This window comes from Methanocalculus pumilus (assembly GCF_055382585.1).
Genome location: NZ_AP042393.1, coordinates 1,497,888 through 1,521,037 on the forward strand (window position 1 = coordinate 1,497,888; position 23,150 = coordinate 1,521,037).

General features: G+C 53.0%; 32 protein-coding genes and 2 tRNA genes. 16 read left to right on the forward strand and 18 right to left on the reverse strand.

What is annotated here, in order from left to right; translation table 11 throughout:
- Positions 1-3: 3 nt before the first annotated feature.
- Together ACZ44I_RS07850 and ACZ44I_RS07855 are read right to left on the reverse strand one after the other, a co-directional pair.
- Entirely contained in the window at positions 4-255 is a 252-nt protein-coding gene (locus ACZ44I_RS07850; RefSeq protein ID WP_464551045.1) for a DNA-directed RNA polymerase subunit H, read from the reverse strand.
- An 83-nt stretch (positions 256-338) separates the two neighbouring features.
- Positions 339-412 (reverse strand) — tRNA-Lys (locus ACZ44I_RS07855).
- Positions 413-655: 243 nt separating this feature from the next.
- On the opposite strand from ACZ44I_RS07855, the gene ACZ44I_RS07860 reads away from it, so the two are divergent.
- Positions 656-1,057, forward strand: a complete 402-nt coding sequence (locus ACZ44I_RS07860) for a phosphate-starvation-inducible PsiE family protein (RefSeq protein ID WP_464576463.1) — start codon at positions 656-658, stop codon at positions 1,055-1,057.
- Between the two features lie 25 nt (positions 1,058-1,082).
- Here the strand turns inward: ACZ44I_RS07860 and ACZ44I_RS07865 are convergent, their stop codons facing one another.
- Both ACZ44I_RS07865 and ACZ44I_RS07870 read right to left on the reverse strand, forming a co-directional pair.
- Entirely contained in the window at positions 1,083-1,706 is a 624-nt protein-coding gene (locus ACZ44I_RS07865) for a response regulator (RefSeq protein WP_464551041.1), read from the reverse strand.
- A complete protein-coding gene (locus ACZ44I_RS07870; RefSeq protein ID WP_464551039.1) occupies positions 1,706-2,080 on the reverse strand; it encodes a roadblock/LC7 domain-containing protein in 375 nt (124 codons plus the stop codon). Before ACZ44I_RS07870 ends, ACZ44I_RS07865 begins: the two co-directional genes overlap by 1 nt.
- Before the next feature lie 281 nt (positions 2,081-2,361).
- Between ACZ44I_RS07870 and ACZ44I_RS07875 the strand changes: the two genes are divergently transcribed.
- The 5 genes from ACZ44I_RS07875 to ACZ44I_RS07895 all read left to right on the forward strand — a co-directional run bounded on the left by ACZ44I_RS07875 (position 2,362) and on the right by ACZ44I_RS07895 (position 5,415).
- Positions 2,362-2,435, forward strand: a tRNA-Pro gene (locus ACZ44I_RS07875).
- Positions 2,436-2,476: 41 nt separating this feature from the next.
- Positions 2,477-3,331 (forward strand): damage-control phosphatase ARMT1 family protein, encoded by an 855-nt coding sequence (locus tag ACZ44I_RS07880; RefSeq protein WP_464551037.1) that lies wholly within the window; start codon positions 2,477-2,479, stop codon positions 3,329-3,331.
- Between the two features lie 47 nt (positions 3,332-3,378).
- Entirely contained in the window at positions 3,379-3,828 is a 450-nt protein-coding gene (locus tag ACZ44I_RS07885) for an NfeD family protein (protein ID WP_464551035.1), read from the forward strand.
- 4 nt (positions 3,829-3,832) lie between these two features.
- Positions 3,833-4,894, forward strand: a complete 1,062-nt coding sequence (locus ACZ44I_RS07890) for an SPFH domain-containing protein (RefSeq protein WP_464551034.1) — start codon at positions 3,833-3,835, stop codon at positions 4,892-4,894.
- 89 nt (positions 4,895-4,983) lie between these two features.
- Positions 4,984-5,415 (forward strand): GNAT family N-acetyltransferase, encoded by a 432-nt coding sequence (locus ACZ44I_RS07895; protein WP_464551032.1) that lies wholly within the window; start codon positions 4,984-4,986, stop codon positions 5,413-5,415.
- Between the two features lie 74 nt (positions 5,416-5,489).
- Here ACZ44I_RS07895 and ACZ44I_RS07900 read toward each other — a convergent pair whose 3' ends face one another.
- A complete protein-coding gene (locus ACZ44I_RS07900) occupies positions 5,490-6,674 on the reverse strand; it encodes a site-2 protease family protein (RefSeq protein ID WP_464551030.1) in 1,185 nt (394 codons plus the stop codon).
- A 159-nt stretch (positions 6,675-6,833) separates the two neighbouring features.
- Positions 6,834-7,472, reverse strand: coding sequence for a ribonuclease HII (rnhB, locus tag ACZ44I_RS07905; protein ID WP_464551028.1), 639 nt, complete (start codon positions 7,470-7,472; stop codon positions 6,834-6,836).
- A gap of 53 nt (positions 7,473-7,525) precedes the next feature.
- On the opposite strand from rnhB, the gene ACZ44I_RS07910 reads away from it, so the two are divergent.
- Complete coding sequence (locus ACZ44I_RS07910) at positions 7,526-8,185, forward strand: potassium channel family protein (RefSeq protein ID WP_464551026.1); 660 nt, start codon at positions 7,526-7,528, stop codon at positions 8,183-8,185.
- A gap of 25 nt (positions 8,186-8,210) precedes the next feature.
- On the opposite strand, the gene ACZ44I_RS07915 is transcribed toward ACZ44I_RS07910, so the two are convergent.
- Both ACZ44I_RS07915 and ACZ44I_RS07920 read right to left on the reverse strand, forming a co-directional pair.
- Positions 8,211-9,404 (reverse strand): NAD(P)/FAD-dependent oxidoreductase, encoded by a 1,194-nt coding sequence (locus ACZ44I_RS07915; protein ID WP_464551024.1) that lies wholly within the window; start codon positions 9,402-9,404, stop codon positions 8,211-8,213.
- Entirely contained in the window at positions 9,401-9,574 is a 174-nt protein-coding gene (locus ACZ44I_RS07920; RefSeq protein WP_464551022.1) for a 4Fe-4S binding protein, read from the reverse strand. Before ACZ44I_RS07920 ends, ACZ44I_RS07915 begins: the two co-directional genes overlap by 4 nt.
- A 173-nt stretch (positions 9,575-9,747) precedes the next feature.
- On the opposite strand from ACZ44I_RS07920, the gene cbiT reads away from it, so the two are divergent.
- The 8 genes from cbiT to ACZ44I_RS07960 are packed head-to-tail and all read left to right on the forward strand — an operon-like array spanning position 9,748 to position 15,418.
- Positions 9,748-10,287, forward strand: a complete 540-nt coding sequence (gene cbiT / locus ACZ44I_RS07925; RefSeq protein ID WP_464551020.1) for a precorrin-6Y C5,15-methyltransferase (decarboxylating) subunit CbiT — start codon at positions 9,748-9,750, stop codon at positions 10,285-10,287.
- Positions 10,281-10,892 (forward strand): cobalt-factor II C(20)-methyltransferase, encoded by a 612-nt coding sequence (locus ACZ44I_RS07930; RefSeq protein ID WP_464551636.1) that lies wholly within the window; start codon positions 10,281-10,283, stop codon positions 10,890-10,892. Before cbiT ends, ACZ44I_RS07930 begins: the two co-directional genes overlap by 7 nt.
- Positions 10,889-11,605, forward strand: coding sequence for a cobalt-precorrin-4/precorrin-4 C(11)-methyltransferase (locus ACZ44I_RS07935; protein WP_464551019.1), 717 nt, complete (start codon positions 10,889-10,891; stop codon positions 11,603-11,605). Before ACZ44I_RS07930 ends, ACZ44I_RS07935 begins: the two co-directional genes overlap by 4 nt.
- Entirely contained in the window at positions 11,602-12,471 is an 870-nt protein-coding gene (gene cbiG / locus ACZ44I_RS07940; RefSeq protein ID WP_464551017.1) for a cobalt-precorrin 5A hydrolase, read from the forward strand. The genes ACZ44I_RS07935 and cbiG overlap by 4 nt, the downstream gene beginning before the upstream one ends.
- Positions 12,461-13,237, forward strand: coding sequence for a precorrin-3B C(17)-methyltransferase (cobJ, locus tag ACZ44I_RS07945; protein ID WP_464551015.1), 777 nt, complete (start codon positions 12,461-12,463; stop codon positions 13,235-13,237). The genes cbiG and cobJ overlap by 11 nt, the downstream gene beginning before the upstream one ends.
- Entirely contained in the window at positions 13,185-13,838 is a 654-nt protein-coding gene (locus tag ACZ44I_RS07950) for a precorrin-8X methylmutase (protein WP_464551013.1), read from the forward strand. Before cobJ ends, ACZ44I_RS07950 begins: the two co-directional genes overlap by 53 nt.
- A 3-nt stretch (positions 13,839-13,841) precedes the next feature.
- A complete protein-coding gene (locus ACZ44I_RS07955) occupies positions 13,842-14,837 on the forward strand; it encodes a cobalt-precorrin-5B (C(1))-methyltransferase (RefSeq protein ID WP_464551011.1) in 996 nt (331 codons plus the stop codon).
- A complete protein-coding gene (locus tag ACZ44I_RS07960) occupies positions 14,834-15,418 on the forward strand; it encodes a cobalt-precorrin-7 (C(5))-methyltransferase (RefSeq protein ID WP_464551009.1) in 585 nt (194 codons plus the stop codon). Before ACZ44I_RS07955 ends, ACZ44I_RS07960 begins: the two co-directional genes overlap by 4 nt.
- Here ACZ44I_RS07960 and ACZ44I_RS07965 read toward each other — a convergent pair.
- Genes ACZ44I_RS07965 through ACZ44I_RS07980 form a run of 4 tightly spaced genes read right to left on the reverse strand, consistent with a single transcriptional unit; the run spans position 15,374 to position 18,394 of the window.
- On the reverse strand, positions 15,374-16,558 hold the full coding sequence (locus ACZ44I_RS07965) for an energy-coupling factor ABC transporter ATP-binding protein (RefSeq protein ID WP_464551007.1): 1,185 nt from the start codon (positions 16,556-16,558) through the stop codon (positions 15,374-15,376). The two genes, ACZ44I_RS07960 and ACZ44I_RS07965, sit on opposite strands and share 45 nt — an antisense overlap.
- Positions 16,559-16,568: 10 nt before the next feature.
- Positions 16,569-17,363, reverse strand: coding sequence for a cobalt ECF transporter T component CbiQ (cbiQ, locus tag ACZ44I_RS07970; protein ID WP_464551005.1), 795 nt, complete (start codon positions 17,361-17,363; stop codon positions 16,569-16,571).
- A gap of 36 nt (positions 17,364-17,399) precedes the next feature.
- A complete protein-coding gene (locus tag ACZ44I_RS07975) occupies positions 17,400-17,702 on the reverse strand; it encodes an energy-coupling factor ABC transporter substrate-binding protein (protein WP_464551003.1) in 303 nt (100 codons plus the stop codon).
- Entirely contained in the window at positions 17,699-18,394 is a 696-nt protein-coding gene (locus ACZ44I_RS07980; RefSeq protein WP_464551001.1) for an energy-coupling factor ABC transporter permease, read from the reverse strand. The genes ACZ44I_RS07975 and ACZ44I_RS07980 overlap by 4 nt, the downstream gene beginning before the upstream one ends.
- A 139-nt stretch (positions 18,395-18,533) precedes the next feature.
- On the opposite strand from ACZ44I_RS07980, the gene ACZ44I_RS07985 reads away from it, so the two are divergent.
- Positions 18,534-19,865, forward strand: a complete 1,332-nt coding sequence (locus tag ACZ44I_RS07985) for a cobyrinate a,c-diamide synthase (protein WP_464550999.1) — start codon at positions 18,534-18,536, stop codon at positions 19,863-19,865.
- On the opposite strand, the gene ACZ44I_RS07990 is transcribed toward ACZ44I_RS07985, so the two are convergent.
- Genes ACZ44I_RS07990 through ACZ44I_RS08015 form a run of 6 tightly spaced genes read right to left on the reverse strand, consistent with a single transcriptional unit; the run spans position 19,857 to position 23,139 of the window.
- On the reverse strand, positions 19,857-20,972 hold the full coding sequence (locus tag ACZ44I_RS07990) for an endonuclease Q family protein (protein WP_464550997.1): 1,116 nt from the start codon (positions 20,970-20,972) through the stop codon (positions 19,857-19,859). The genes ACZ44I_RS07985 and ACZ44I_RS07990 overlap by 9 nt on opposite strands.
- 2 nt (positions 20,973-20,974) lie before the next feature.
- Entirely contained in the window at positions 20,975-21,724 is a 750-nt protein-coding gene (locus tag ACZ44I_RS07995; RefSeq protein WP_464550995.1) for a proteasome assembly chaperone family protein, read from the reverse strand.
- Positions 21,712-21,873 carry an RNA-protein complex protein Nop10 gene (locus ACZ44I_RS08000; RefSeq protein WP_464576466.1) on the reverse strand — a complete coding sequence of 54 codons (162 nt, stop codon included), beginning with the start codon at positions 21,871-21,873 and terminating at the stop codon, positions 21,712-21,714. Before ACZ44I_RS08000 ends, ACZ44I_RS07995 begins: the two co-directional genes overlap by 13 nt.
- A 10-nt stretch (positions 21,874-21,883) precedes the next feature.
- Positions 21,884-22,657 (reverse strand): translation initiation factor IF-2 subunit alpha, encoded by a 774-nt coding sequence (locus tag ACZ44I_RS08005; protein ID WP_464550993.1) that lies wholly within the window; start codon positions 22,655-22,657, stop codon positions 21,884-21,886.
- 7 nt (positions 22,658-22,664) lie between these two features.
- Entirely contained in the window at positions 22,665-22,853 is a 189-nt protein-coding gene (locus tag ACZ44I_RS08010; RefSeq protein WP_464550991.1) for a 30S ribosomal protein S27e, read from the reverse strand.
- A gap of 7 nt (positions 22,854-22,860) precedes the next feature.
- On the reverse strand, positions 22,861-23,139 hold the full coding sequence (locus ACZ44I_RS08015) for a 50S ribosomal protein L44e (protein WP_255333110.1): 279 nt from the start codon (positions 23,137-23,139) through the stop codon (positions 22,861-22,863).
- Between the last annotated feature and the right edge of the window lie 11 nt (positions 23,140-23,150).

Here is a 23,150-nt window from a genome sequence, read left to right on the forward strand (position 1 = left end):
CGATTATTTCTTGGGTCTTCTCACAACAAGGCGAAATGCTTCGGCCTCACCCGCTGTATGGCTTTTTCGGGTGATGCGTATGACATTCCCGGGTACAGCATCAATAGCTTTAACAATTGGGTCGTCGTGATATATCTTTAGTAATTGCTCCATTATCAGATTATAATCCGTCAGGAGAGTGTTTACTTCTTCAACATCCATGATCTGATGCTTTGGCACCATATCATGCATCAGAACATTTAACCTGGTGCCCATCAATAATTGCCCCTTTTAATAGTGTTGAATAGGATAATGTTCAGAGATCTCATCGATAAAAACCACAGCTTAAACCGTGGTAACGGGCCCGGAGGGATTTGAACCCCCGACCACCTGGTTAAAAGCCAGGCGCTCTACCTAACTGAGCTACGGACCCCCCCGGTCAAACAAACCTAGCATTATTAAAATGCCATATTAACTTAAAAACCTTGTTATTCACCCACGTTTTCCACCCCATTTCCGATCACCCTGAAACGATCCGGACCCGGAAATACCCAGTCACCAAAAATCCAACCGACATACTTTAATTCAAAACCGCTTCATATGAAAGTAGAATCGAAGGTATACGGTGAAAAGTATGGGAGATTACGATCATCTCACTCCGATAATGAGATCTGTAATGAATATGATTTCGCGGTGTACACTATTCATTTATGCCTTAATTGCCGCCCTTTTAATCATTATTGCCCTTCTAACCTTTCTGGATGCAGTCTACCTGATCTTTGCGATCTTCTCGCATGGAGATGTCGTCACAGGTATTCTTGACGTATTACATGTCCTCCTTCTGACGATCATCGTTGTCGAGGTGCTTGAGACCGTTACCGGTTATTTCAGGACAAAACGCATTCTTGTCCGCCCCATCCTGATTGCAGGAATGACTGCGATGATCAGAAAAGTGCTCATTATCAGCGTGGATGATGCACAGATTGCTGAAATGATCTGGATCATCGGTATCATCGCCGTCCTGACAGCAGCAATCTATGTAGTGGGAATAAGTGAGGACAATACGGTTTTAAGCTGAAAAGAAGAGATATTCTGGCATAAAGTTATATCCCAATCTGAGCCCGGATCTCTTCGAGACGGGACTGCTGGATCGAGAGGCTTTTCTTCATGCTGTTAATGGCATTCTCTATCTTTTCGACGCTTCCTGTCCTGCGATCCTTGAGAGAATAGGTATTTTCCAGGATACGAATGAGACGGGTATTCACGTCAACACTTTTTACGAGGCGCGCATATTCTGATACAAGAGCCTGATTGACACCCCGCTCACCTGCGAGCCTGATCGCTTCTGCGATTGACCGGCGCCTCCCAAGCACATGTTCGATTGATTCGTAGAGTTCCGTATGCGTGATCGGCTTGATAATATAATCCTCAATATACATCCCATACTCTTCTGCCTCATCAGGTGTGAGCTGTTTTGCTGTCAGCATCATGACAGGTATATCACGGGTAGCCGGGTTCAGCTTGATATTTTCAAGCGTCTCCCAACCATCCATCGGTTCCATCATGATATCAAGGAGGATGATGTCCGGAGTGAGATCCAGAAGAATATCAAGGCCTTCTGCCCCGCTTCCAGCCGAATATGTCTCGTACCCACCACGCTTCAGCATAGTTACAAATACCTCTACAATGCCAGGGTTATCATCAATCACAAGGATTTTTGCTGTCATCAGAGAGCTCCTCCAATCCGCTCTCCAATCTCCTGGAGTTGGGCGCAGACCACCTCCAGTTTTGTATCGTTATCGGCAGTAACGGCAATTAACAGCCTTTCACCAGCAGGGACGAGGATTATTGCCTTTTTTTGGCTGTTCACCACAATCCAGAGAGGGGATTCGATATTGACGACAGATGCGGCAGCCTCGGCTGAGGCTATCATGGTGGCACACATCGCCCCAAAAGACTGGGCAGAGAGGGAGTCTTCAAATGATTTGCCAATGAGGATTCCATCGGTTGAAACAAGGGCGCAATCGTTTACACCTGAAACAGCCTTTATTTCGTCTACGAACTGACGAATCATCTGCTTAAGAGGACCTGCTGACGACATCTGTTCTGATCTCCGGTAATTTTTCACTGTATTGAGGGAGGAATAATCCAGTGCTCAATCGATATAAAATATCGATCATTGCTGTTTCCCCGCGATACAAAGGATTAGAAGACTAATTAGCCCAATACCTAAATACCTTTTTGCTTTTCATCAGAGATCCACCCCCGTTATGCATGAGATCGTTTTGAGAGAGGGGAGGATGCCGGATGTTGGCAATTGTGCATTCAATCCCGGTTAAAAAAGGAAACTACATATGCAATACAACCGAATAGTATGAGCACGGGGCCATAGGGTAGCCTGGCCATCCTAGGAGACTGGGGGTCTTCTGACCTGCGTTCAAATCGCAGTGGCCCCATTCAACTCTTTCTAAAACGTATCAGGTAACAGGTCGATGAAATGAGAATCACCGAAACATGCCGGGATTGTCTCCTCTCCCGCGTCCGCTTTGAAGCAGAACTCTGCACAGAGGATACGGCAATCGTTGAAGAAGCAGTCAGGGCTTCCCAAACCCTGCTTGACTCACTATTTGAAGACGATGTTCCGGCACCAGTGATTGCAAGTGCGGTTCACCGTTGCTGTTACAGAACTGTGGGAGCTGTTGATCCGTACCGGACACTGAAGTACCAGGATACCCGGACAGCACGGGATGTTGTTGCGAAGGTCCGACATCTTATAACCGATCTTCCAACCGCCATTCGGGCAGCAGTCATCGGTAACGCAATGGATTATGGAGTGATGGGCCACACGATCGCAGAGGACTTTGTCAGCTTTTTCAAGGCCGAATTTGAAAAGGGACTCTTTATCGACGATTCCGATGAAATTGCAAAAGCTGCCCGGAGAGTCGTCTACTTTATGGATAATACCGGTGAGAGTTTCTTTGACCGGATTCTCATTGAGGAGCTGAAACATCTGGGGGCATATGTCACGGTTGCCGTAAAACAAGCGCCAATCTTAAATGATGTCACCCTTGATGAGGCACGGGATGCCGGGATAGATGAGGTCGCAGACCACCTGACCACAACAGGCGGCGGTGCAGAAATCGGCGTCAATCTAAACCTGATCCCAGACGATCTGTTAGATGCGATCCAGAGTGCAACCCTGATCATCTCAAAAGGGCTTGCCAACTATGAGTCACTCTCCGACTATTCCAAGCTGCCTCCGGTTGCGTACCTGCTGGTTGCAAAGTGTGATCCGATCGCAGAAAGGTTCAACGTTCCAAAAGGGGCAAAGATTGCCCATATCATCAGATAATTTTTCTTTCAGGAAGCATTTATCCCCCCAAACCACCATCTATCTGTATGGTGCTTGAGACCAACCTGTATTTCGCATTGATTATTATCGGTGCATTATTGCTTCTTTTTGAGGCGATGAATCCGGGGTTCTTTGCAGCTGTTCCCGGCACAACGATGATCGTCCTTGGAGTCATGTTCCTGATGGGCATCGATGTCTTCAGCAGCACATGGGGGATTCTGGTCGGAGTTGCGTCGGCACTCATTGCCGCAAGCCTGACTGTCCTGCTATACCGGCGCCTCTCACCCGAACAGCTTCCAACGACGATGAGTCGGGACTCTCTTGTTGGAAAGGAAGGGAAGGTCGTGCGTGAAGTACAACCGGACGAACTCTCAGGGAAGGTCTCGGTCTCCGGTGTCGAGTTGAGTGCACGCTCAACAGGAAGAATACTCTCCCCCGGTACAACCATCCGGGTTGTCAGTTCCGAGGGAGTGCATGTCATTGTAGAGGAGGTATGAATGCATGGCTATCATAGATAATTTTGTAACCATTATTCTAATTTTAATTATCGTCTTCATATTTGCCCGTGGTGTCGTCATCGTCCAGCCGTACCAGCAGGGACTTACCATCCGGCTCGGTACCTATACTGGCCGGATGAACCCCGGTTTCCGCTGGGTTGTCCCATTCATCACAGAAGTCATCAAGCTGGATCTCAGGACACAGGTGATTGATGTTCCGTCGCAGGAAGTGATCACAAAAGACAATTCACCGACAAATGTCGATGCCATCATCTATGTCCGGGTGATGGATCCCGAAAAAGCATACTTTGAGGTTGCCGCGTATAAATCCGCCACGGTGGCTCTTGCCCAGACAAGTCTTCGTGGCATTATCGGTGATATGGAGCTTGATGAGGTCCTCTACAACCGGGATCTTATCAACACCAAGCTCCGCGATATGCTTGACCGCGAGACAGACCAATGGGGTGTCAAGGTTGAGCGTGTCGAGATCAAAGAGGTCGATCCGATCGGTGCCGTCAAACAGGCGATGACCGAGCAGACCTCGGCCGAGCGTGAACGGCGTGCGGCAATCCTCAGGGCAGATGGAGAGAAGAGGGCTGCCATCCTGAAGGCCGAAGGTCTCCGGCAGAGTATGATCCTCGAAGCCGAGGGTGAACGGCAGAGCAAGATCCTGAGGGCAGAGGGTGAACGGCAGGGGAAGATCCTGGTGTCGCAGGGAGATGCACAGGGGCTCCGTATCCTGGCACTTGGCGCCCGCCCGCTTGATAAGCGTGCCATTACTGTCCTCTCACTTGAGGCTCTGAAGAAGATGGCCGAGGGAGAAGCAACCAAGATCGTGCTGCCATTTGAGCTGACAAGCCTCATCAAGCAGAGCGCGAAGTTCCTTGGTGCAACCGAGGATATGCATGATGAAGATCCAAAAGACTTAATGGAACTTTCTGAGGATATACTCGGCGAGATGCCCGGAAAGGATGCAATCCATTCTGCAAAAGAGATCTTAAAATCGATCGAAGCGGATATCGATACATCCGATATCAAGATGATCGGAAAAGATAAGATCGAATAACCGGGAACCGGCAGCAAAGCCGTTCCTTTCCTTTCCTTTTTTTAAATCAAACCATAACTTCTATCAGCCAGAACTCCTACCAGATCATTATGACAGAGATCATCAGGGAACTCGGGAAAGACGAATTCCACCTCGCAGAAAAACTCTGGCAGGAGTATCGCGGCCAGAAAGCAGACACAACAAAAGAACGCATATTCGGCGTATTTCTTGAGACGGAACTGGCTGCAACAGCCCGTTGTACCCGCCACCCGGAGGGTCTCGAGATGGACTGTGTCTTCACCCCCGAGAGGTACCGGGGCAGGGGTTTTGCCCGCATTGTTGTACAGGCACTCCTTGATGCCTGCGGTGGGGAGGACATATATATCCATTCCACCCTTCCACTGATCGCATTCTACACATCCCTTGGATTTGAGAGGATTGAAGAGCGGGCAATGCCACAGACGATCCGTGAGCGTTTCATCTTCTGTTTCGGGGAGATGGAAGGGTGCAACGCCATCCCGATGGTGAGGCAGGGAAGATAGTTTTCTCCGGATCTTTTCGGAATCAGAGATTGAAGGATGCTTCTATTCATCATCGCCTGAAGATTGATTACTCTTCACAGGTGGAAGAGGTAGGGGAGGAGGATCGGAACCAGTAGCATAAACAGCACCGCCCATGAGACCGAGACAACGATCCGGTCCACAAATCCTCCCAGTCCACGCTTGTCAAGAAGCCGGTTTAACCCTTCCCTGAGGATATGGCCGCCATCAAGCGGGAGCATCGGAAGGGCATTGAAGATCCCTACCATGATATTGATCCAGCCAACCCAGAAGAGGAGGTGGATCAATGGCCAGAAACCATCAAACGGAACCTGAAGGTAGGTGTTCTCAACCGAGTCATAGGGGATCACCTTAAGGAAATCTGCTCCCGGAACGATATTGAGTGGTGCAATCAGGAGATAGAGCATCCCTTCAGGAGAGGCGAGATTGCCAAGTACGGTAACGACACGCTCGCTGTCATAGTACATGATCCCCATGAACCCGGATTCCATTTCGCTTGCAAGTTCCTCCGGCCAATCCGAGAGGATAAGGGTCCGTTCGACATGTGTGCCATCCGAATCGACAATGAGCGTCAGGGAATCACCGGGCCGGGTTTGGGAGAGGAGAGCGGTCACCTCTTCCCTGGATGTAACCGACTCGCCATTGACATTCACGATGACCGAGGGGAAGGGGAGATCGCCCTCATATGCCGGATAATCCATATAGACACCGGTGACAACCGGGGCAGGTGAAGGGGCCACCATTCCGAGGAGGAGGACAAGGGCAATGAAACAGGCTACACCGACGGTGAGGTTGTTTGCGATACCCGCACCAAACATCCGCATCTTAGGCATGCCATGAGTTTTATCGAGATCTTCCTCATCTGGTTCAACAAATGCGCCTATCGGGATGACCGCCAGGAGAAGGCCAGTGCTCTTTACTGCGATCCCCTCGATTCGGCAGAGGATACCATGGCCAAATTCATGGATTGCGATCGTCAGCACAAGGGCAGTCCAGACCGCAAATGATGAGGGTATAAACTCATTGACACCGGGGATGAGGAGAAGATTCTGGGGTTTCTGGAACTCTGTTGGTTCAGGGCGTGTCAGTAGGGTGATCTCGGTCGTCTTGACGAGCAGGTACATCATCAGGGCTGAGATGAAGACCACCATCAGCACCCCGATAGTCCCATAGATCCTGAAGAATGCCCTGAACGGGATAAAACGATCGAAAAAACCTACTTTTTCCGTCTTGATCATCATAATAGGCCCATAAAAGGAGATATTTTCAGGAAATAAACCATTTCTCCATATGACCCCGGCTATAATAGCATATAAAGCAATGACAAGAACAACAGGGAAAAGCCAGTCCATAAGTAAGAGTAATATTAGCAGTGAACCTTCATAAAACCGTTCATTGTTTCAAAAATCAAGAAACGATGACTGTCTTTCTTTTGCGAGGAGGGTTGCCACCGTCTTCCAGCTTGATCGGGCACAGGCGGGGGGGCTTCCATGTTCCCGGATATACTCTGTGAGAAAACTGATCGTCTTTTTGTCGGAAGGATACCCGCTCCCGATATCACCATATTCAAGAGCAAGATCAGCAATCGCCCGATCCCTTGTAACTTTCGCTATGATACTGGCGGCACCGACGATTGGATAGGTAGCATCTGCCCTGTGCCCGGCTACCAGGCTGCATGGGTATGGGAGGAGAGACTGCACCGTACCCGCATACCGGGCGGCATTTACATCACATGCATCAAGATATGCGGTTTCTGGCTTCAGTGCCGCAACACATTCTGCATGTGCCCTGGCCACAACAAGGTTCATTGAGATGAGAGGGAGTGCAGCATCAATCTCACCGGGGGAGACGTAGACGAGATGATAGAGGCACATTTCCGTCAGCAGGGAGAAGAGCTCTTCTCTTTTGCGGCGGGTAAGGGTTTTTGAATCCCTGATTGCAATGGAATCAAGTTGCGTGATATCTAAAACAGCCGCGGCAGCAACCACCATCGGTCCTAGAACCGCACCCTTCCCTGCTTCATCCACCCCACAGAACATACATACTGATCACTCCGCAAGGTATTTTAACACCTGCTTCGGTAAAACCGTATATGTACATCATCGTGATCGGACTCGGTGGTATCGGAAGAAACCTCGCGGCCATTGCTGCTGAGAACGGCGACAGCGTTGTTATCATCGACAGGGATGAAGAGCGGTGTGCTTCGATGCTTGAGAACTACGATCTCCTGGCAATCACCGGGAATGCCACCGACAAATCCATCCTGGAAGATGCCGGGATCGATCATGCCGACGCACTTGTTGCAACCACAAGCGATGATGCGGCAAACCTCATGACATGCTGGCTTGCAAAACGATACTCTGTTCCGAATGTTGTTTCAATTGTAAATCACAAGGAACATTCCGAGCTCTTTTCTGAGGTGGGAGTTCGGATCAGCGAAAATCCTGATGAGATCGTGGCCAGATCCCTCTATACCTGGGCAGAGAACCCAAATACCCAGGCACTTGCATCAATCCATGGCGGCGGGATCTTTGAGATCTCCGTCGAAGCAGATTCACGCGGTGTCAATAAAAAGATCAGTGACCTTGATGTAAAGGATTTCGTCATAATTGCTGTTCACCGGGCCGGCGATCTGATTATCCCAAGAGGAGATCTTGTTATCAGGCCGGAAGACGTGATAACGGTCTTTTCGAAGAAAGAAGCAGAGATGAGTAGTCTCCGCTATTTAAACCAGCAGTTCACAAAAATATAAAACCGGTCTCTGACCGGTTCTCATTTTAGAGGAATGCTTTGAGGTGTTTGAGCTCCAGGAGGAGTGAGGGGTTTGCTTTGATCAGCTCGGTGATCAGTGTAAGCGTGCTGAATTCCTCAAGATTGATCTTTGAGATAGAATGAACAATGGCATTCAGCTTCTCATCTGATAACCCGACAAAGACTTCTTTGACGGCATAGTTCCGTTCAAGCGCCTTCCCCATCTTTGACCTGCGCCATGTTGTATCATACGGCATCAATGCGGCTTTTCTGGTGTCACCCATCTCAAGTGCTCCGATTGCAGTCTCAGCAGCAAGCCGTCCGGTATACATCGCATTGTAAATCCCGCCTCCGGTGATGGGATCAGAGATCCGGGCAGCATCGCCGACGATCAGCATATTATCTGCAACAGTGCAGGAGAGGGGTTTGCAGACCGATACACCACCAACAATCAGTTCGATACATTTGCCATCCGGAAACTTCCTTTTTACGAAACGGTCAAGATAATCCTTTGCACGATGACCTGCACCGCTTTTTCCGCCGCTGATACCGATACCGACATTGGCAAGCCCTTTTCCTTTTGGGAAGATCCAGACATATCCGGCTGGTGCAACGTCATTGCCGAGATAGAACGAGGTCGTCTGTGCATCGATATCGATCCCGGTCATCAGGTACTGGGCACAGGTCTCGATCTCGCGGAGCGGAACAGTGGTATCTATTCCGGCCCATTTGGCAAACTTCGACTCGATCCCATCTGCTGCGATCGTGATCTTCGCATCCACTTCATAGGTCTTCCCATGCTGTTCGATGACCGCACCGGCAACTGCACCATTTCTCACAATTGGAGCAGTGGCCCGGGCCTTCACATAGGTCTCGGCACCCGCCTCAGCTGCCTTCCAGACAAGTTCCCGGTCAAAGACCTTCCTGTCAAGGACATATCCGACTTCTGATCCCGCCATCTTCGGCTCAAGAATCATCGAGAAGTCATCGGGGGCAACAAGTTCCGCCCGTTCGATATCAGTGCAGATCCACTTTGGATCCGGGGGGAGGAAATCGGTTAAGAGCTCCTTGCCAATACCCTCGGCACAGCGGAGAGGAGCGCCAATCGCAGGACGCTTCTCGACAAGACAGACAGAGAGACCTTTCTCTGCAGCAGTCTTTGCAGCAAGCGCTCCTCCGGGACCTCCTCCGATGACCAGCATATCATACTGCCGTTTCATTCCTTGACAACCTCCAGAGCACCGAGTGGACAGACCTTCTCACAGATACCACAGTTGATACAGGTGGTCTCGACGGTGAGATACGCATCGACCAGCTCAAGGGCACCTTCCGGACATACAGAGACGCACGCTCCGCAATAGCCACAGATTTCCCGTCGTATATTGAGCATTGACAATGTAATGGGACGCGAATACGTTTAATTATATTGATTCGTCCGGAGGAAAGCGCCAAAGGCGACAGGCACGTTCTCCTTTTTGGAGAGAGACCCAATAACTATTAAGAATTCCAGCCAATACTTCTGAAACAGGCAGGCAGGGAATGGCTGTCTGAGTTGCGGGATCCATGACAACGAGTGAATTGAGAGGAGGGCCGACCCAGCCCGAAGTATGTGCCGTTGCGCTTTCGAAGCTTGCAGTCCGCCCCGGAGATACTGCTGTTGATATCGGGTGCGGGACCGGAACCGTCAGCATCGCCATTGCACGGACTGCTGGAAGGGTATATGCAATCGACATGCGGCCGGAGGCAATCGCTGTTGCCGGAAGAACAATTAATGATTCCGGGTTGACGAATATCACCCTTGTCGAGGGCGATGCAGCACCATTTCTCGGGGAGATTGAGGGAATTGATGTCGCGTTTGTCGGTGGCTCAAAAGGGCTTCTCCAGGTACTCTCACTTCTTGCAGAGAAGAGGGTCAGAACGATTGTGGTGAATGCCGTCCTCCTTGAGACCGCCACACTTGCAATTCAAACGATGAGAGAATGTGGCATCTTTGTCGAAGCCATCCATCTTCAGGTCTCGCGATCCGCTGATCTCGCCGGAAAAACGATGTTTAAGCCGGAAAACCCAATCTACATCATCGTCGGGGGGTGCAGATCATGCTGATTGCTGTCGGCCTCGGGCCAGGCGATCCCGAACTCCTCACCCTGAAGGCAGCACGGCTCCTCAGGGAGGCAGACTCGGTCTTTGTACCTGGTGAGATGGCATACAATCTCGTCTCTGCATACCGAAGGGATGCCATCACCCTTGATTTCCCGATGACAAATGATGAATCATATATCGAGGCCTGTATGGAGGAGAATGCAAAGAAGATTGCACCATATGCCCTCTCAGGGATCGCAGTCTTTGGAATCATCGGGGATCCGAACTTCTTCTCCACATTTTCCCGGTTAACAGCGATTCTGAAACGGGACCACCCGGAGATCGAATGCAGCACGGTGCCGGGGATCAGCTCGATTACGGCACTTCCATCTGTTGCAGATCTTCCGATCCAGAAGAGTTTTTCTGTCTCGGATGGATCTGAGCCGGATGTCAGGATCACGCTGAAGGTACGTCGGCCACAGAAGACAGCAGCGGAGCTAAAGAAGGAAGGATACTCAGAGTTTGTGCTTGTGGAACGGATGTATATGGACGATATGAAGATCTATACCAATGAGAACCTGCCTGAACAATCCAATTACTTCAGCATACTGTACGCGAGGAAATTATGAGCAATTTTTATATTGTCGGTGCGGGATGCGGAGATCCAGGCCTTATCACAGTGAAGGGGATGGATCTCCTGAAGAGGGCGGATATCCTGATCTATGCAGGATCGCTCGTAAACCCGGAGCTTGTTGCTGCATCGGGGGCAGTGCTGAAATTAGATTCCTCAAAGATGAACCTGGAGGAGATCTGCGGTGCAATCAGAGACGGAGTCTTGGAGAAGAAACTGGTTGTCCGTCTCCATTCAGGTGATCCCGCACTGTATGGCGCGATCATCGAGCAGATGGCAGTCCTTGAGAAGGACGGGATCAGACCGGAAATTGTTCCCGGTGTCTCCTCACTCTTCGGGGCAGCCGCAGCACTCAACACCCAGCTCACCCTGCGGGGTGTTTCCGAGAGCGTCATCATCACCCGCCCTGCCGGTGCAACCCTCGAAGAAGATCGGATTAAAGAATTCTCCCGAACCGGGGAGACGCTTGTGATATTCCTTGGCACCGAGAAGCTGAGGGATATTATGGCACAGGTTGAATGCCCACAGGATACGCCGGTTGCGGTTGTCTACCATGCCACCTGGGATGACCAGAAGATTGTCAAAGGTACTGTCGCCGATATTGCAGATAAGGCGGAGGCTGCTGGGATTACAAAGACCGCCCTGATCATCATCGGCCGTGCAGTCCTTGGTATCGAAAGTGGATTTGTCCATTCACATCTCTATTCATGAACTGCTGTGTCATCGCCCTGCCCCGCTTCTCAGAACTCGGCCAGAAGATAGCAGAGGCGATTGATGCAGAGCTGCTTCCCTATGAGGAGGGTATCTTTAAAACCGCATTTGCGGAGTACAAGGGCATCATTGCGGTGATGTCGGCAGGGATTGCCGTCCGCTCCGCTGCCCCGCTCCTCACCGACAAGTGGCATGATCCGGGGATCGTCGTTGTGACCCCGGATGGGAAGTATGCAATTCCGATTCTGGGCGGCCATCATGGCGCAAACGATCTCGCCTGCCGCCTTGCTGAGATCGGGATCATTCCTGTGATCTCAACAGCAACCGAGGTGCATGGACGGCCGTCTGTTGAGGGATATGCCGCAGTTGAGCAGTGTCGTGTGATCAACCGCCCCTCTACCCGGAGGGTGAATGCCGCCTTCCTCGATGGTGATGTGCCGGTCTACGAGATACCTGAGCCCGGCATCGTGGTGGCGGGGCCAGGAGTTTCCGTATTGATCAAGGCAAAACCCTATACCATCGGTATCGGGGCACGGCTTGGGATCACGCCGGAAGAGGTGGTGGTTGCGGTGGCTTCCGCACTCAAAGACGCTCACATCCGCTCAGATGAGGTGGGAGCGTTTGCAACTACCGAGAAGAAACGCCCTGACCCCGGACTCGCCGAGGGGGTACGAAGGCTTGGGGGCGTCCTCATCTACCTTGGCGACGATATGATCAACAGTATAGAGACACCATCTCCGTCACGGGCGGGGCTGATTGGCCTGAGTGGGGTTGCAGAACCCGCTGCCATCGCATGCTCGGAGAAGGGCGAGCTTATTATGAAGAAGAAGACTTATGGAAGGGTGACCATTGCAATTGGAAGGTAATGAAAAAGGCCTCCTCTCGATCGTCAGCACAGGCCCCGGGAATATCCAGCAACTGACCCCGGCGGCCTTAAAGGCGATCGCAAAGGCGGAGTATGTCATCGGGAATAATGTCTATATCGACCTGATTCGACCTCTCATTGAGGGAAAAGAGGTCGTGAAGAGCCCGATGGGTGAAGAGGTGAACCGGGCGCAGCTCGCACTCGATCTCGCAGAGAATCATCGTGTCGCGATGGTCTCGGGCGGGGATGCAGGCGTCTACGGGATGGCCGGGATCGTGATTGAGGTTGCCGAGAGGACAGGCTCAACGGTTGCCATCGAGGTATTACCGGGAGTAACAGCGGCAACTGCTGCGGCATCATGTATCGGCTCCCCATTATCAGGTGATTATGTCACTCTCTCGCTCTCGGACCTCCTCACACCATGGGAGGTTATTGCGATGCGGCTCGATCATGCATCAGCGATGGGTGTGCCGCTTACAATCTACAATCCCCGGAGCAGGGGGCGGCCGCATAACCTTGATACCGCACTCGCAATCATCTCAAAGCACCGGGAGAAAGAGACCCCGGCTGCTGTTGTGAAGAATGCATACCGGCCCGGTGAAGAGCGGCATATCATGACACTTGATGAGCTGAAGGCCGACACATCAATTGTGGATATGCATTCCATTGTGATCATCGGCGGACTTGAAAGCAGGATATGGAAGGTGGGAGACGATGTCAGAGGAATTATCACCCCGCGGGGATACCACAGAAAATACGTATATTGATCTCGGCGCAGATACCCACGAAGGGTATCAGATCGCAAAGACAAGCAGGCAACTTGCCAGGGAGGCGATCGGCGATGAGACACCGGAAGATCGGATCCGTCAGCGCTGTTCGGTTGCTGTCGGAGACTTTGCGATGGCGGATCTGATGCAGTTTACAGATGATCCGATAGCTGCCGGCATTGCTGCTGTCCGGGAAGGAGCACCGATCTATACGGATATCAGAATGGTGCAGGTCGGCATCCTGAAGAGGGGGCATTCATGCAGTATCGAGTGCGCACTCGATTATGGGGCTGATATCGCAGCAGCCGAGGGGATCACAAGAACATCAGCCGGTTTTCGTGCACTCGGGGAGAGACTTTCCGGCTCCATTATTGTGATCGGAAACGCCCCCTCAGCCCTCCTCACTGTCTGCCGTATGATCGGCGAGGGAATTGTTCCTGCGCTTGTTATCGGAACTCCTGTCGGGTTTGTGAATGCGGCCGAGTCAAAAGAGCTGCTCAGGACGATACGGGTTCCCTCGGTCTCAAATGTCGGAACACGCGGCGGCACACCGATTGCTGTTGCAAGCATGAACGAGATCATCACAATGTCACTTCAGTAGTCTATGATCGATCCGGTGACCGGGTTCTCCTATCCAGACGAGTGGATCAGGCGCGCCAGAGAGAGGGGGGATATCACCGCTGTTGAAGAGGGAAGAGCGGTCCTGACATCATCCGGGGAGATCCTCAGGCGGGGGATCACCACCGGGGCAACTGCGGCAGCAGCAGCAAAGGCAGCGGTCCTCTCGCTTGGGCAGCCGGTATCGGACGTTGAGGTCCTGCTCCCCTGCGGGATCCGCGTGATGGTGGATGCGGCTGGTGAGAATGGAGAGGGGTATGCGGTGAAGGATCCGGGTGACTACCCGGACGACCGGACCGCAGGCCTCCTCTTCCGGGCAATCGCCACCCCCTCCCGGGAGATTCTCCTTCACGCGGGAGAGGGGATCGGGAGGTTTGTTCGTGATACTCCCCGCTATCTTGAGGGCGAACCGGCGATCTCCCCCCCGGCACGCGAATGTATCCAAAATGCCATCACCGAAGCAGTCCGGGAGATAGGACTTCATGGTGCTCATGTCACTCTTACGGTCATCGGTGGGGAAGAGGCGGGCGCAGATACCCTGAATCCGAAGGTCGGGGTTGTCGGCGGGATCTCCCTCCTCGGCACAACCGGATTTGTCGAGCCATGGGATGATCATCTCGAATCTTCAATGGAAGAGCGGGTGCGTGGAGCCGATCATGTGGTGATCACAACCGGCAGGATCGGCCTTCGGATCTCCCGCCTCCTCTTCCCGGATCACGAGGTGGTGCTCGCCGGATCAAAGATCAGGCAGGCACTTGCAGCCGCAGAGGGAGAGGTGATCCTCTGCGGGCTGCCGGGGCTTGTCCTGAAGTTCCTCTGCCCTGATATCCTGAGCGGTACCGGATACCAGACGGTGGAGGAGTATGTCGCCACACCGGACGGCATCACTGCAATGAAAGAGATACTGGAAGAGAATGTTCCTGAGGGTGTGAGGGTTGTGATTGTGAGCAGGGACGGAGAGATCATAGGTGATTCCGCATGAAAGTGGTGGGGGTTGGATGCGGAGACGGGATGCTGACTGAAGAGGCAATTGCTGCCATTCAGGGAGCACAGCTCATCTATGGCTCCAACCGGGCAATCGAGCGGGTACGGCATCATATCAGTCCTGGTTGCATGGTGAATACGATCACCGACTACAAGGCGATACGGAGCCTGCCTGATGAAGCGGTGATCCTCTCGACAGGCGATCCCCTGCTTGCCGGGCTCGGCTTTCCCGGTAGCGAGATCATCTGCGGGATATCAAGTCTTCAGGCGGCATTTGCTGCGGTTGGACTTCCCTGGAGCAATGTATCGGTGATAGATGCCCATGGAAAAGATCATGCAGAGGCAATTGGTGATGCCGTCACCGATTCCAGAAGAGGGCGTCCTGTTTTTATCATCGCCGATCCGAAGTTCCCGGTTCACGAGCTTGCAGAGGCCCTCCGTGGGATGGATCTCGTAATACATATCTGCCAGGATCTGGGGGAGACGGAAGAGAGGATCATCACCGGAACACCGGAGAATCCCCCCATTCCTAATTCAAAACTTTTCTGCTGTATCGTGTCGCCCAACCGGACGGAGTGAGAGGGAAATTGTACTCTCTTCAGAAAACTCCGCTATTCTTTTATGGACACGGTCGATCATCCCTCCGCTTGTAACAATCACAACCGGCTCCTGCCTGAGTGCATGGAGGATCGAGGCATCGATGACACCATAGGTGAAGTCTGCTGAAATCTCCGCCCCGGCGAGGTGCCGTTTTGCAGTTGTCCCCATCACTCCGATCCTGAGCGAAGAGACCGTCTCCATGAGGTGGGGGAGGGTGCCATCAAGTCCGGACGTGCAATCGATCAGGTAGATCGGGGCTGGTGCATGGTGTGTGGCGACGGTGGCTGCCATCTCCTCGATCCGCTGTGCCATCTCAAGCAGTCCGGCAGGGGGGTCGCTCTCCTTCATGATCCCCCGGCAGACAAGATGGTGGTGGAGCGAGAGGACCGCGGGCTGGGTCAGGTGTGCCCGCCGCATCAGATCAGCATCGCAGAAGACAGAACGGGGCGGGGCATGCGTGAGGATCTCACCACCTTCAATCAGCACCACATCATCTGCCCAGGAATAGGCAAGCTCCACATCATGAGTCGAGAGGAGGATCGTCACCCCCTGCTGGTTGATCTCTTCAAGGAGATCCATCACCTCCGCAGCACCTGCCGGGTCAAGCGAACTCGTCGGCTCGTCAAAGATCAGGATCTCCGGTTTCATCGCCAGCACCCCGGCGATGGCCGCCCGCTTCTTCTCGCCGCCGGAGAGATGGTGCGGTGGCCTGCGTTCATATCCGGTGAGCCCGACTGCAAAGAGGGCATCCGAGACGGCCTGCCGGATCTCGTCCTCCCCCAGCCCGAGGTTCAGGGGCCCAAATGCCACATCCTGATACACAGTCGGGGCAAAGAGCTGTGAGTCTGAGTTCTGGAAGACCATGCCCACCTTTCTCCGTACCTCGCGGAGCTGGCGTGAGCCGTAACTGATCGGCTCCCCGCCGACGAGCACCTCGCCTGATGTCGGCCTGAGCGTGCCGTTGCACATCAGGAGGAGGGTGGTCTTGCCGGCACCATTTGGGCCGACGAGTGCAGTCCGGCTCCCTTTCTTCAGGGAGAAGCTGACATTTCTCAGTGACTCCGGGTGGCTGGTGTAGGCGAAGGTAAGATCCTTGAATTCTATGGCGGGTGCAGGCATGGGTATCATCTCATAATGGTGGGAACGGGAGAGGGAGGAATGCAAGGATTCCTGCGAGTGAAAGGAAGAGAAGGACCGGGAGGATCTGATAGACCGTCGGGGCGGTCGAGGGTTCGAGGATCTCAAATTTTCCATCATAACACCGGAGATCCATTGCTGTCATCAGCTCTTCTCCCCGGTCCCATGCCCTGATGAAGAGGGAGGAGGCGAGCATCGAGATCGCGATGATCCCCTTTCTGAAAGAGGAGTATCCGTTCCTCATCACCTGGGCATTGTAGATGGCGACAGCCTCCCCGATGATCACAAAGATCGATCGGTAGAGGAGCATCGCAAGATCGATGAACTCGTCTGGGAGCCTGAGGGATCTCAGTATACCGAAGAGCTCGATCATCGGCGTGGTCAAAGCGATGAAGAGGAGACCGCAGGTACCGCCGATTGCACGTGAAAGGATGAGAAGGGCATGGAGTGCTGCTGCATCCGTTGCGGTGAGGGTGAGCCAGGGAAGTTGTATGGTGAGGATGGGGACGCCGCCGCCGGTCAGGAAGAGGATCACAATCACACTCATCAGGGCAAAGGACGCCGGAATCAACAGGAGTGCGAGATAGAGACGGGCAGGAATCTTTGCATAAAAGACGGTGACAATTGAGAGGATAAAAGCAATAAAGAGGGGGGCATAGGGCGTATCTGCCGATATCGCGATCAGGATTGCCCCAAGCCCGAGAATGAGCTTGATCCGGGAATCAATACCCCGGAGTGCATTCCTGCAGGCATAATCATCCAGGAAATGATGGTCGATTGATTGCACTGCTCTCTCTCATTCCTTTATTTCTGGTTGTATTAACTACGATGATGTGTTCTTCCCGCCACGCCAGAGCCCGAAGACATATCCGATGACAAATGCTCCGATTGCCGCCTGTAGGGCAAAGAGGAGCGATTCGATCTCACCGCTTGGCGGCTCCCAGAATGGATCTACCCATGGTTCGTATCCCTGCTCTTCGATAATGTCGGCAACAATTCCATCTGCACCGCCCCATGACTCCTCGTCCTCACCAAGTTCTGCCGCAATGGCAGCGTTCTGGATGAGGAAGATTGTGGCAAAGGCGATTATGACAACAGCCACAACGATCTCAAGTCCGTATTTCATGCCCATCCCTCCCTGAGGCGTTCAGCACGCTCCTGCGTGATTACCCCGATCCTGATCAGGATCTCAGGCTTTAACTGCACAATGTACTTGAAGACGAGTGCGATGACCAGACCCTCAATGATCGCAAGCGGAATCTGCGTGATCGCAAATATTGCGCCAAATGCCATGAAGGATGCCATGATGCCTCCGGCTTCAGCGGGGAATGCCAGCGCAAGCTGGAGCGAGGTGACGACATAGGTGACGATATTTGCAAAAGCCGCTGCAAAGAAGATGGTGACGATCTCGTTGATACCCGCCTTCTTTCCGGCGATAAAGATCGCATAGGCAACAACGGGCCCGGCAATTCCCATTGAGAAGAGGTTTGCACCAAGCGTCGAGAAACCGCCATGGGCAAGGAAGAGAGACTGGTAGACAAGCACGATCAATGCCAGCACCGATGCGATGAATGGTCCAAAGAGAACCGAGCCAAGGCCGGTTCCGGTCGGGTGCGAACAGCTCCCGGTGACCGAGGGGAGCTTCAGCGATGAGAGGACAAAGACGAATGCCCCGGCAACCGCAAGGAGCGGCAGGGCTTCCCTGTTCTCACGCACCATCCTCCTGAGTGCATAGAACCCCATGATCACAAAGGGGGCAGAGAGGACGAACCAGATCTGCCACCAGGGGCTTGGTAAGAAACCTTCCATAATATGCATAACTTCACCAAATTTGTTTTATCTAAATAAGATTTAATTGTTATAAAAAGATGCCCATTTCATTGTACCGACCAGAGTATATTATATCCCCGGCGACATACGCCCTGAACAAGGAGTGAACCATTCATTGCCTGAAAATATGAAACTGATTCCCCGGATTATCATCGCAGGAACCCATAGCGGGTGCGGGAAGACGACGATTGCCACCGGCCTGATGGGGGCGCTTGTCGCACGCGGACTTGTTGTCCAGCCCTTCAAGGTCGGGCCCGACTTCATCGATCCGACCCACCATACCGAGATCTGCGGGAGGAGTTCGCGGAATCTCGACCCCTTCATGATGGGAAAGGACGAGGTGCTGCGAACCTTCATCTCGGCTTCAGAGGGTGCGGATATCGCCGTCATCGAAGGGGTGATGGGGCTCCATGACGGAGTCGACGGTACCGGAGAATCGAGCACCGCCGATGTCGCCCGGATCCTCTCCTGCCCGGTGATCCTCACCTGCGATGTGAAAGGGATGAGCCGGAGTGTCCATGCGATGATCCTTGGGTACACAACCTATGATCCGGCTGTCTCCTTTGCGGGCGTCATCTACAACCGGGGGGGATCTGATCGCCACCGGGAGATGATCGGATCTGACAAGATGCTGCAATCACTCGGCTGGATTCCACGCCGGGACGAACTCCAGGTGGAGAGCCGCCACCTCGGCCTCACCATGGCAGGTGAAGGAGAGGGGATGCAAGCCAGCAGGACGATCGTGGAGGAATGCTGTGATATCGAGGGGATCATACAGGCAGCATCCGCTGCCCCCCCGCTCCGGCAGGGGATTGATGATGAGAGCGAAGATGAAATGCACATTCGGATCGGCGTTGCGATGGATGCGGCATTCTGCTTCTATTATGCTGAAAACTTCACGAAGCTGAGGAGAGCGGGAGCCGACCTCGCCTTCTTTTCACCAATAACTGACCCGCTCCCGGATGTCGATGCACTCTACCTCGGCGGCGGCTATCCCGAACTCCATGCGGCAGCCCTTGAGAGGAGTCCATGCAGACAGCAGATCCAAAAAGCTGCCGATAATGGTCTTCCAATCTTCGGGGAGTGCGGGGGGCTCGTCTATCTCTCCCGCTCGCTGAAGACTGAAGAGGGAAGATTTGCCGGTGCAGGAGTGATTCCGGGGGATGCCGAGATGAAGAGCCGGTTCCAGGCGCTTGGGTACGTGGACGGAGCCGTCACAGGAGACGCTGCCCTCCTCCCCGCCAATCTCGGGTTCCGGGGCCATGAGTTCCATTACTCTGCCCTCTACCCCGATAGCGGCTGCCGGTATGCATTCACCCTCAAACGGGGAACAGGGATCATAGATGGGAAAGACGGGATCATTGAGGGCAATACAATCGCCGGGTACACCCACGTCTATTTCACGCGGCGGTTTGCTGACGCATTTGTTTGGATGGCAACGAGAAGACAATCAGAATGAAAACGTCCCGTACTGCCCGCCGCCGCCCGGATGCAGGGTTACCCTCCCCTCCCGGAAGGCGGCGATGGCATCGGCAACGCCCGGATGGACCGATCGTATCTCCTCTGCCGGAACATGGAGCAGGATTGAGAGCTCATCCCCGAAGGTTGCGATAAGCTCATCATAGAGGGCCAAACATTTCTTTGTCCGTGGAGAGCAGGTGCCGAGCCGGTTTGCGATGATCTCGGCAAGCGGGATGATATGAATATAGGGGGGACGTTCTGTGACGGTCTTCCCGGAGAGCTCGCGGGCACGATCCGAGACACCCTTCTTGATCCTCCCCTTGTCATGCGGACACTGCCATTTCAGAGCAGATGCCTCTTCAAGCGTATACTGGTGGTAGCAGCGGGTGCAGGCGGTCCGGTTGTATTTGCCTTCTTCGGGGAAGAACCCGATATTCATCAGGATCCGGCTCTCCTGTATCGCCGAGAGGAGGGAAGAGACATCCATTCTCTTCAGGTCAAGGATGGTACATTCGCGGCCGAGCTTCTCCGGAACCGGGCTGTGTGCATCCGAGTTGGTGAGGAACGGAATTCCCGAAAGCTCCTCGATCGCAGCACCATCCCGGCTGTCTGCTGAGAGGCCGAGTTCGAGATAGGATACCTCCTCTTCACCATAACATTCAGCAAGCGAGGAGAAAGCCGCATAGATGGATCTCCACGGCGTAAAGGCATGGGCAGGGCCGATGATCCCTCCTGCCTCATGGACTATGTCTGCAATCGCCTCCCCCTTCAGCCGGATATGCGGCCGACCGGCAGTCTTCAGGTGTGAACAGAACGGAGTAAATGACTCCTGCATCACCGCAAACGAATCAAGGGTCTCTGCTGCAATCAGGTGGTGTACCCGGTTCTCATCCTCAACCTCGGTTGTCGGGAGGATGATGATGCCGGAGTCATTCGAAACATCCTCCCACATCTCCCGCCATTTTGGGTGAAGTGCATCACCAGTCCCGATTGCAGCAATCCCTTTTATCAGGCACCCGGAGAGGATGCGGTCAGGAACCATATCCTTCGACGTTGCCATCGAAAAACAGGAGTGGATATGGATATCTGCTGCAACCTGAGGCATGCCTATCCGATATAGGAGAGCTCTTCCTGCTCGCGATCCTGTTCGGACTCTTTCAGTTTCTCAAGAGCCCCCTCAAGTTCGGCTGCGGTCTCCTGAAGGCGTGATGGATCAATCTCAAGGCCGATCATCTTCGAGAGGACTGTCAGGACGGAACCGGCACTGATCGGATCGACGAGGTACCCGGAGGTCTCGCCAAGGAGGGCGACACCCTCCATCCCACGGAGAGCGCCAAGGCCGATAAGGAGTCCGGCGGCACCGATGATCCCGCCGGGGGGCTCCTCCTGTGAAAAGACCGAGCCTGCATTCACCGCTTCCTCGATCAACTCCGGCCGGTCTGAAGCACAGAGGACCCGCGGCTCATCGACAAGCCGCCCGACACCGTATCCGCCGAGGGTGTAGATCCGCTGAACGCCAAACTGTTCTGCAAGATTGAGATACTCTTCCGTGAGGATATAGTGCCCCTCAGGGGAGGTGCTCTGGCAGTCGCCTGTCAGAAGAAGGAGCGGTGGCTCGGTCTTCACAAGATAGAGTTCGTTTTTTGGAAGATTGATCACCCCTTCCTTATTGATAAAAACCTGTGGTGGAAAATGGTGCGAGATGATCCTTGCAAGGAGCACGCCATCCAGCTCATCGACGATATGATCAGCGACAAGCTTGCCGACGTGGCCGACACCGGGAAGGCCTTCAATTAATATTGATGCCCTGTAATCATCTGTATTTTCAACAGCATATGAGATTGTTACCGGATCCATGTACGCATCTGCCTCCTGTACTTACCATACCGATCCTGCGGAGAAAAACGAGGTGGGTGAACCGGAGCAGTCCGGCCCCCGCATACCCTGCATTGCAGAGAAAGAGTGTAGGTGCCATCTTCCATACACCGTCTCATCCGGCCTTTCATAGCAACCGGATTATTTTGCTTTCCGGATCAGTTTTCCTGATCCGCCGGCCCGCTCAACAACACCGATCGTATTTGCCGCTACCTTCTCGATTGCCTTCTCAGCAGTCTTATAGTCAGGTGCGGTTACCTTGATCTGGTATTGGGGGGCTCCAAGGTAGGTGATCTCAACATTGACACCGGGGATCTTTGCCTCGGCACTCCTGAGTGCGCGTCTGATCACATTGACGCCATCGGGTTTATCGGACATCATATCCATAATCCCGGAGATCATCACCTTCTGAACCTTGACATTGTCTGTGGCGACAACCATCAGCGCCTTATTGACAGCTTCAGAGAAATCAAAGCGGGTAAGTATCTCTTCACCGGTTATGACAAGATCTTCAAAGAACGGGTAGATCAGAGTATATTCCGAACGGATTGCATCAATAATCCTGGCGGGATCGATACCGGCAACCTCAGCCGCAAACCCTATCCATTTGTGAGCTTTCTGTTCGTTCTTCCATTCCTGAATCTTTTCACGACGCTGGTGATCGTTGACATCCTTCAAGGAGAGGTCAATATGCCCGCGTGAGGTGTCGACATGAAGGACTTTACATACGACCTTCTGCCCTTCACGAATAAAGTCGCGAATATATTTGATCCACCCACGCGCGATCTCGGAGATCGGGATGAGACCCTGGCGCCCTTCATATTCATCCAGGGTAACAAACGCTGCAAAGTCCTTTACATCAACGACGGTGCAGACGACCAGTTCTCCATCTTCGGGCCAGTACCTCTCGCTCATCAGATAATCACTCAAACTGTGATACGATCTCAGCCTTTATCAGTGCTTTGCCGCCGGTAGTCTCTGCCAGTACTGTTCCGCAGACGATACAGTCGACGATGGTGCTTGCCTTCTCAAAGATGACCTGTTCGTTTTCACAGTCAGGACACTTCACTTTGACAAAACTGCTTCTGTTTTCCCTTTTTAACTCGACCATTGTATATTCACTCCGTCAGTTCGAATTTTGCAATTCTGTACCCTTTTCTAAGATGGGCTTTCTTACAGGTTTTACAGCGGTATCGGACATTGATCTTCTTTGTTGGTTTATCGCCACCCGGAACCTTGCTGAACTTACCCATATTTCCAACACGGGATCTCCGTGCCTTCTCGCGGTCGATCCAGTGAAGACCGGTTGTTTTGCCCTTCTTCACTTTCTCGATCTCATGTTCCGTGTGTGTCCGGCAGAACGGACAATATGTGTTGAATTTTGCTGGTCTTTTCATGAAAAATACCT